The organism is Tabrizicola sp. (assembly GCF_031377265.1).
Lineage (GTDB): Bacteria > Pseudomonadota > Alphaproteobacteria > Rhodobacterales > Rhodobacteraceae > JAUYQR01.
Genome location: NZ_JANMET010000356.1, coordinates 1 through 8896 on the forward strand (window position 1 = coordinate 1; position 8896 = coordinate 8896).

Here is an 8896-nt window from a genome sequence, read left to right on the forward strand (position 1 = left end):
CGGGTATCGGCGCGTGCATGTGCTGCTGCGTCGGGAAGGTTGGGAGATCAACATGAAGAAGACTCGCAGGATTTACAATGAGTTGGGGCTCCAGCTGCGGAACAGGTAACGTAGCTGCGCTTGCCGGAGGTAAAGACGCGAAGGCCCAATCCCGGTAGTTCATCATCCCAGACAACATAGTCGCGCGCCTGGACATCCGCGCTGTCAACGAGCCTCTTGGTGATTTTTGCCATGTCATATCTCCTTTCCGGCCCCCGACCCACGTAAGCACCACGTAAGCACTCGGGCGGAAACCAGAGCGTAGTTTCGGATAGAAGCTTCGGTACGGCAATCTAAAAGTCAAGTAGTTTCAAGTTTTTAGCGTACCTTGGCGTGCTCTGTCGCGTTATTCGGAAAGGTAGAATTATTCCTCGGAAGGCAGAGGCCACGCGTTCGAATCGTGTCGGTTGCACCATTTCCCATCAGGCCTCTGGACGCCCGGTTCCCGACACCCTAACCATGGCGTACAATCACCACGGAACCCCATGGCCGCCCCCACGCCTTTCCTGCTGCCTTTGGCAAACATGCCGCCCCGCATCCGGTGTCTGACGGGGCGCAGGCATTTGTCGGGTGGCTTGATGGGGGCGAGGCCATGACCGCAAATGCCGCGATCTGGTATGCCGCTGATGGCTATGAGCCGTCTGCCAAAGGCATCAACGGCCGTCGCGTCGCCGGAGAAAGCTTTCTGCGCGGCTATCTTGCCCATGGAGTGGTCGGCGAACATGTCTGCGTGTCGTCGTTTCCTTCCGAGGAAGCGAGCTTTCGGGCGTTTGCGGCCAAATGTGGGGTCAGCAAGCCCATTCGCGGGGTGCGGCTGGATGCCATGCGCAGCATCGCGCCTGTTGATGTGGTCTATTATTCGGCCCCCAACTTTGCGACCGAATGCTGGCGGCGTGCACCGCTTGGTGGGGCTGCGTATGGGATTTGCAGTGTCACCCACACCACCGCGACCAAAGCGGTGATGCAGGGGATGTTCGACCTGAGGTCAGCGCCGCAGATGCCTTGGGATGCGGTGATCTGCACGTCGCGCGCCGTGCAATCCACCGTTCGAATGCAGATGGAACTGGCCGAGGCGCATCTTGCGGCGCGTTTTGCTGGTGCTGTGCTGCCCGCGCGACCGCTGACGCCCGTCATCCCGCTGGGCATTCATTGCGACGATTTCGCACCAGATGCAAAGGTCGGAAAGGCCTTGCGCAAGCAGCTTGGCGTCGCCCGTGACGACGTGGTTGCCGCCTGCATCGCACGGCTGACGGCGGAAGAAAAGTTCGATCCGCTGCCGCTGTTCATCGCACTGCAGGCCGCCGCGGAGGAGATTTTGGCCAAGGGCGGCGGGCGGCTCCATCTGGTGCTGTGCGGCCAGTTTCCAGATGCCACCGCGCGGCGGGTGTTTGACCGTGGGGCCGAGGCGTTGATGCCATCGGTCGGCTATCATGTGCTTGACGGGGCCGATGGCGCGCAGCGCAAGGCCACCCTGTCGGCGGCGGATTTCTTTGTCTTTCCAATCGACAACGTGCAGGAAACCTTTGGCCTTGCCCCGGTCGAGGCGATGGCGGCGGGCCTTCCGGTGATCGTGTCGGATTGGGACGGGATGAAGGATGCGGTGACAGATGAGGTTGGCTTTCGGATCCCGACCGAAGTGGCGGAAGCGAGCCTCGTCACCTATCTTGGGCTGCGCTATTATGGCGGCACCGACGGCTATCTGCAATACCTTGGCCAGTTGTCGGCCATGACCCGCCTTGACGTGCGCGCGATGATCGCGGCGATCGTCAGTCTTGCCAGCGACCCTGATCTGCGGGCGCGCATGGGGGCTGCGGGCAAGGCGCGGGCACGGGCGCTGTATGACTGGCGAGTGGTGATCCCGCAGATGCAGGCGCTTTGGCAGGAGCAGTCGCAGATGCTGGCCCATGCACGCAGCGTCACCCCGGCGCGCCGTGATGTGGCTGCGGTCGATCCGGCGCGCCTGCCAGTGGCCCCGGGGCCGTTCCACTTGTATGCGGGCTATCCTTCAAACCCACCACCGGTGCAGCCCGACCGGCGGTTTCGCGCAGTACCGCTGGGCGCACGGCCCAATATGCCAGACACCTTTGCGCTGCGCGATTACGCCACCACCCGCCGCCTGTTCGAGGATCCGGCCCGGATTGCGGCAGTGCTTGCGGCGCTGGACGCGGCGGGACCAGAAGGCACCACGGCTGATGACCTTGCCACTGCCGCCGGGCAAGCGCCACGCGTGGTGCAGCGCGTGCTGATCTGGTTGATGAAGTACCATTTTGCCGAGGATGTCAGATGACCCGGACCATTGTTATCACGGGCGCCGGCAGCGGCATTGGCCGCGCCACCGCGCAGAAGTTTCTGGAGCATGGCTGGCAGGTCGCCCTGATCGGCCGCCGGGAAGCCCAGTTGCGCGAAACAGCGGGCAGTCACGATGCCCTGATCCTGCCCTGTGACGTGGCCGACCCCAGCCAGATCGACGCGGCGTTCGCGGTGCTGGCCGCCAAGATCACGCATCTGGATGTGTTGTTCAACAACGCCGGCATCTCGCTTCCCGCCGCGCCGATTGACGAGATTGCGGTGGATGACTGGCTACGCCTGTCGCAGACCAACATCACCGGCATGTTCCTGACCGCCCGCGCCGCCTTTGGCATGATGCGCCGACAGACGCCGCAGGGCGGGCGGATCATCAACAACGGTTCGATCTCGGCGCATGTGCCGCGACCGGGGTCTGCGCCCTATACAATGTCAAAACATGCCGTTACGGGGTTGACGAGGACACTTGGACTGGATGGCCGCGCCTTCGACATCGCCTGCGCCCAGATCGATATCGGCAATGCGCTGACAGCGATGGCCGCCGCCTTTCCCAAAGGCGTGCCACAGGCCGACGGCGCAATTCGCGTCGAACCGGTGATGGACGTGGCCCATGTGGCAAGTACAATCTTCCACATGGCCAGTCTTCCGCTTGATGTGAACACGCCGTTCGTCACAATCATGGCGCGCGATATGCCCTATATTGGTCGGGGCTAAGCCGACCGGGTATCAGCCAGAGACGCAGAACATCTCGTGCATCAGACCAATTGTCTTAAGCACCTTGGGATCCTGAATCGAATAGAAGATCGCCTTTCCGTCACGGCGCGCGTGCACCAGACCCTCAAGCCGCAGCCGGGCCAACTGCTGGCTGACGGCCGCCTGGCGCGACGACAACAGCCGCTCCAGTTCGGTCACCGACTTCTCACCGGAAATCAGATGGCAGAGGATCATCATCCGGCCCTCATGCGAAAGCGCTTTGAGGAAGGCGGCAGCGTTCGCTGCCTTTTCCGCCATCACAACGGCATCAAAGGGATACGTGACCTGTGTATTGCTTGTCACGGGTAAGCTAGAAGACTGGTCAAGGCGGTCAAGCGACATAAATATGCTCCAAATATACAACGCTGAGTTGTACATCGATATCATGGAATCACGGTCCCTTCGAGTGTTTACTTGTTCCCACTTGCGTGTACGGGCAAGGTCTTGCCGATGAAGCAGGAATGAACATGACACTTAGAGCCCAAGCTGCACTTTTGTTTCAGGCTGGACTGCGCGCCGCGGACCCCGAACAGGCGGTCATCAGGGCGCTGGGTCGGACCGGGTTTGACCAAGCTGCGCCACCGGCGCTGATCCTTGCCATTGGCAAGGCTGCAGGAACAATGGCTAGTACCGCAATTGCGGTACTGGGCGGTGTTGAAACCATCGTGGTGACCAATGACGAAAATGCGCAGCCTTTGGCCGGTGCGACGGTTCTTGCGTCCAGCCACCCGGTGCCGGATGCCCGTGGTGCGGCCGCTGCGGACCAGATTCTTCAGCGGCTTGCCCGAATGCAGGCAGGCCAGCATGTGCTTGCGCTGATCTCGGGGGGGGGATCTGCGTTGGTGCCGGCACCTGTTGCAGGGGTGTCGTTGGAGGACAAGGCCGAGGTTAACCGCCTGTTGCTGGCTTCGGGGGCCGAGATTTCGCAGATGAACCTCGTGCGCCAGCACCTATCGCGGCTGAAGGGCGGCGGTATGTTGCGGGCGGCTTATCCCGCGCAGGTGACGGCATTGATCCTGTCCGATGTGGTGGGCGACGATTTGCGGGCGATTGCCTCGGGTCCGACGGTGGCGCCGCTTGGCAGCCGGACCGAGGCCTGCGCCGTCCTGCGGGGCTATGATCTTTGGGACGCGCTTCCTGCGTCAGTCCGCGCACATCTTGCGGCACCCGAACCAGTGAAGGTGCCGTTACCACCGGCCCGCAATATCCTCATCGGCTCCAACGGGCTTTCGGTGCAGGCGATGGCCGCCGCAAACTCGCAGGCAACGGTGGAAAGCGAGCCACTTGTCGGCGATGTGGCCGATGCTGCGGCGCGCGTGGTGGGTTCGGGGCGCGGCATCAGGTTGTTTGGTGGCGAGACCACGGTGGTCCTGAAAGGCAAGGGTAGGGGCGGGCGCAATCAGGAACTGGCGCTCAGGGTGGCGCTTTTGGCTGAAACGCAGGGCTGGAAGGGCCCTTGGGCGTTTCTTTCCGGTGGCACTGACGGCCGCGATGGCCCAACGGATGCGGCGGGTGCCGTCGTGGATGACGGTAGCCTTGCCCGGATGCGGGCGGCTGGGATCGACCCTGTCGCGCGCCTGTCACAGAATGACAGCTACCCTTGCCTTGCCGCGTCGAATGATCTTTTGATGATCGGCGGGACCGGCACCAATGTGGCCGATCTGCAAATCCTTGTCCGGCCCTGAGCGAGATCAAAACCATGACCCAAGCCATTGCTTTCACCGCCCCAGGCCGTTTCTGGCGCGGCAATCTGCACACCCATTCGACGCGGTCCGACGGGGTGTTGCCGCCGGAAGAGGTCTGTCGCCGCTACCGGGCCGAGGGCTATGATTTCCTGGCGTTGACGGATCACTTCGTCGGTGCCTATGGCTATCCGATCGTCGACACGGTGCCGATGCGGACCAACGCTTTCACCACCATCCTCGGGGCGGAACTGCATTCCGGGGCCATGGCGAACGGTGGACTGTGGCATATTCTGGCGGTCGGTTTGCCGGCCGATTTCGCGGCCTCCAATTCACCGTCTTTTCATCCGGTCGCGGGGCAGGAAACCGGGCCAGAGATTGCCGCCCGTGCGGTGGCAGCGGGGGCCTTCGTGGCCATCGCGCATCCGCAATGGTCAGGCCTGACGCTGGCAGATGCCCGGACCATCACGGCGGCTCATGCGGTGGAGGTCTACAACCACGGCTGCGCCACGGGGTGTGACCGGCCTGACGGCTTTGCCATCGCGGACCTGCTGTTGACCGAGGGGCGCAGGCTGTCGATGATCGCCACCGATGACGCGCATTTCCACGAACCGGATCACTTCGGCGGCTGGGTGATGGTGAAGGCGGAGGAAAACACGCCCGAGGCGCTGCTGGCGGCGTTGAAGGCGGGGGCGTTCTATTCCTCGCAAGGGCCGGAGATTCGCGACGTGCGGATTGAGGGGGACCTTGTGGTGGTGGAGTGTTCGGCTGCAGCGTCGGTGGTGGCGATGGGGCACGGCTCCGGGGCCAAGGCGGTGCACGGTCATTCGATGACGCGGGCGGAGGTGCAGCTGTCGCGGCTGAAGGGCTCACCCTGGGTGAGGGTGGCGGTGATCGACGCGGCGGGAAAGCGGGCATGGTCGAACCCGATCTGGCTGTGAGCGGGTCGGGCGTCCACGCGTGGACACCCTTTTGCGCCTAACAGAATCAACGGGTTGCGGGGCTGTATTTACGCTTTGTTAGGGAGTGCCCGGCTCAGGCGAGGATTCCTGGCAACCGCAACCCGTGATCCTCGGCGCAATCCAGCGCGATCTGGTAGCCCGCGTCGGCGTGGCGCATGACGCCGGTGGCCGGGTCGTTCCACAACACATTCTGCAGCCGCCGCGCCGCATCGGGCGTACCGTCAGCCACGATCACCATGCCGGAATGCTGGGAAAAGCCCATGCCGACACCGCCGCCATGATGCAGCGACACCCATGTCGCGCCGGACGCGGTGTTGAGAAGGGCGTTCAGTAAAGGCCAGTCGCTGACCGCGTCAGAGCCGTCCTTCATCGCCTCCGTCTCGCGGTTCGGGCTGGCGACGGAGCCTGAATCGAGGTGATCCCGACCGATGACAATGGGGGCCTTGAGGTCGCCTGAGGCGACCATCTCGTTGAACATCAGCCCGGCGCGGTGCCGGTCGCCAAGGCCGATCCAGCAGATGCGGGCGGGCAGGCCCTGAAACGCGATGCGGTCGCGCGCCATGTCAAGCCAGTGGTGCAGGTGCTTGTTTTCAGGGAAGAGTTTCTTCATCGCGGCATCGGTCTTGTAGATATCTTCGGGGTCGCCCGACAGCGCCACCCAGCGAAACGGGCCGATACCCCGACAAAACAGCGGACGGATATAGGCGGGCACGAAGCCGGGAAAGGCGAAGGCGTTTTCCAGCCCCTCATCCAGTGCCACCTGGCGGATGTTGTTGCCGTAGTCGAGGGTGGGCACGCCGGCATTCCAGAAATCGACCATTGCGGCGACATGGGTGCGCATCGAGGCGCGGGCGGCATGTTCAACTGATTTCGGATCGGTCTCGCGCGCGGCCTTGGCCTGTTCCACCGTCCAGCCCTGCGGCAGGTAGCCGTTCAGCGGATCATGCGCCGAAGTTTGATCGGTGACGATATCGGGGCGGGGACCGCCGGCCTTCATCCGAGCATAAAGTTCGGGGAAGATGTCGGCGGCGTTGCCGAGCAGGCCCACGGATTTCGCCTCGCCCTTGGCTGTCCAGTCGGCGATCAACGCCAAGGCTTCATCCAAGGTGCGAGCTTTGGCATCTACATATCTGGTACGAATACGAAAATCGATCCGGCTTTCATCGCATTCCACCGCCAGACAGCAGGCCCCGGCCATCACCGCGGCGAGGGGTTGCGCGCCGCCCATGCCGCCAAGGCCGCCGGTCAGAATCCAGCGCCCGCGCAGATTTCCGTCGTAATGCTGGCGGCCGGCTTCGGCGAAAGTCTCGTAAGTGCCCTGCACAATGCCTTGGGTGCCAATGTAAATCCAGGACCCGGCAGTCATCTGGCCGTACATCGCCAGACCCTTTTTATCCAACTCGTTGAAATGGTCCCAGGTTGCCCAATGCGGGACGAGGTTTGAGTTGGCGATCAGCACGCGCGGCGCATCCTTGTGGGTGCGAAAGATGCCGACGGGCTTGCCCGATTGCACCAAGAGCGTCTCATCGTCGTTCAGATCCTTCAGGGCGGCGACGATGCGGTCAAAATCCTCCCAGGTGCGGGCGGCGCGGCCGATGCCGCCATAGACCACCAACTCATGCGGGTTTTCGGCGACATCGGGGTGCAGGTTGTTCATCAGCATGCGCATCGGTGCCTCGGTCAGCCAGCTTTTCGCGGTGATCGTGGTGCCGGTGGCGGGGTAGATGTCGCGGGCGTTGTGGCGGGTCATATCAAAGCTCCGGCAGGGGGGTCAGGGTGGCGCGGGCAAGGCTGCCATCGGCCACCATATGGGCGGCGGCGGCAATGTCGGGGGCGAGGTAACGGTCATCCACAAGGGCCGGGACCTGCAGGCGCAGGTGGGCAACGGCGCGCTGCAAAGGGGGCGAGGTCAGCAGCGGCGCGCGAAAGCCCACGCCTTGCGCGGCACAGAGCGCCTCGACCCCAAGGATTGCCTGCAGGTTGGCGTTCATCTGGCGCAAGCGGCGCGCGCCATGGGCGGCCATGCTGACGTGATCTTCCTGATTGGCCGAGGTGGGGGTACTGTCGATCACGGTGGGATGGGCGAGGTGCTTGTTTTCACTCATCAAAGCGGCGGTGGTAACCTCGGCGATCATGAAGCCGGAGTTGAGGCCGGGCTTTGGCGTGAGGAAGGCGGGCAGATCGAAGGACAGCACCGGATCGACCATCAATGCGACGCGGCGCTGTGCGATGGCACCGATTTCGGCCAGCGCCATAGCGATCATGTCGGCGGCAAAGCCCACCGGTTCGGCGTGGAAATTGCCGCCGGAGACGATGCTGCCATCGGTGAGGACGAGGGGGTTGTCGGTGGCGGCATTCGCCTCGATCTCAAGCGTGCGGGCGGCCATGCGCAGCACGTCCATCGCCGCCCCGGTGACCTGCGGCTGGCAGCGGATGCAGTAGGGGTCTTGCACGCGGGTATCGCCAAGCCGATGGCTTTCACGGATGACGGAGCCGTCAAGAAGGTTGCGCATGGTGGCGGCGGCTTCAATCTGGCCGGAATGGCCGCGCAGGGAGTGGATTTCCGGGGCCAGGGGGGCAGTGGACCCCATGATCGCGTCAGTGGACATGGCACTGGTGACCAGTGCGGTCTGGGCGGCGCGCCAGCCGTCGAACAGGCCCGCCAGCGCATAGGCGGTGCAAAACTGGGTGCCGTTGATCAACGCCAGGCCCTCCTTCGGGCCGAGGATCACCGGGGCCAGTCCGGCGCGGGCAAGGGCATCGCGGGCCGGCAGGGTGTGGCCGGCGTAGATGGCATCGCCCTCGCCGATCATCACCGCGGCCATATGGGCCAGGGGGGCAAGATCGCCGCTGGCCCCGACCGAGCCTTGCGCGGGGATGACCGGGGTCACGCCTTTGGCCAGCATGGCCTCAATCAGGGCGATGATCTGCCAGCGCACGCCGGATGCGCCACGCCCGAGGCTGAGCAGTTTCAGCGCCATCATCAGGCGGGTGGTGGCGGGATCCATCGGATCGCCAACGCCGCAGCAATGGCTGAGGATCAGGTTTCTTTGCAGGATATCGGTGTCTTGCGGGGCGATCTTCAGGCTGGCAAGCTTGCCAAAACCGGTGTTGACGCCGTAGACGGCGGCGGTGCCAGCGGCGGCGCGGGCGATA

General features: G+C 63.8%; 7 protein-coding genes and 1 pseudogene. 5 read left to right on the forward strand and 3 right to left on the reverse strand.

Annotated elements, in window-relative coordinates:
• The 3 genes and pseudogenes from RMO18_RS19010 to RMO18_RS19020 all read left to right on the forward strand — a co-directional run.
• A pseudogene (locus RMO18_RS19010) lies at nucleotides 1-106 on the forward strand (IS3 family transposase); the annotation flags it as partial.
• Nucleotides 107-631: 525 nt separating this feature from the next.
• On the forward strand, nucleotides 632-2326 hold the full coding sequence (locus tag RMO18_RS19015; RefSeq protein ID WP_309668056.1) for a glycosyltransferase family 4 protein: 1695 nt from the start codon (nucleotides 632-634) through the stop codon (nucleotides 2324-2326).
• Nucleotides 2323-3057 (forward strand): SDR family oxidoreductase, encoded by a 735-nt coding sequence (locus tag RMO18_RS19020; protein WP_309668057.1) that lies wholly within the window; start codon nucleotides 2323-2325, stop codon nucleotides 3055-3057. The genes RMO18_RS19015 and RMO18_RS19020 overlap by 4 nt, the downstream gene beginning before the upstream one ends.
• 12 nt (nucleotides 3058-3069) lie before the next feature.
• On the opposite strand, the gene RMO18_RS19025 is transcribed toward RMO18_RS19020, so the two are convergent.
• Nucleotides 3070-3438 (reverse strand): ArsR/SmtB family transcription factor, encoded by a 369-nt coding sequence (locus tag RMO18_RS19025; protein WP_405054109.1) that lies wholly within the window; start codon nucleotides 3436-3438, stop codon nucleotides 3070-3072.
• Between the two features lie 125 nt (nucleotides 3439-3563).
• Between RMO18_RS19025 and RMO18_RS19030 the strand changes: the two genes are divergently transcribed.
• Both RMO18_RS19030 and RMO18_RS19035 read left to right on the forward strand, forming a co-directional pair.
• On the forward strand, nucleotides 3564-4781 hold the full coding sequence (locus tag RMO18_RS19030) for a DUF4147 domain-containing protein (protein ID WP_309668058.1): 1218 nt from the start codon (nucleotides 3564-3566) through the stop codon (nucleotides 4779-4781).
• Nucleotides 4782-4795: 14 nt separating this feature from the next.
• Nucleotides 4796-5719 (forward strand): CehA/McbA family metallohydrolase, encoded by a 924-nt coding sequence (locus tag RMO18_RS19035; RefSeq protein ID WP_309668059.1) that lies wholly within the window; start codon nucleotides 4796-4798, stop codon nucleotides 5717-5719.
• A 94-nt stretch (nucleotides 5720-5813) separates the two neighbouring features.
• Here RMO18_RS19035 and hutU read toward each other — a convergent pair whose 3' ends face one another.
• Nucleotides 5814-7490: a urocanate hydratase gene (gene hutU, locus RMO18_RS19040; protein ID WP_309668061.1), complete on the reverse strand. Its 1677-nt coding sequence runs from the start codon at nucleotides 7488-7490 to the stop codon at nucleotides 5814-5816.
• A 1-nt stretch (nucleotide 7491) separates the two neighbouring features.
• Nucleotides 7492-8896: histidine ammonia-lyase (gene hutH / locus RMO18_RS19045; protein ID WP_309668062.1), on the reverse strand; the 1405-nt coding region annotated here is incomplete at its 5' end.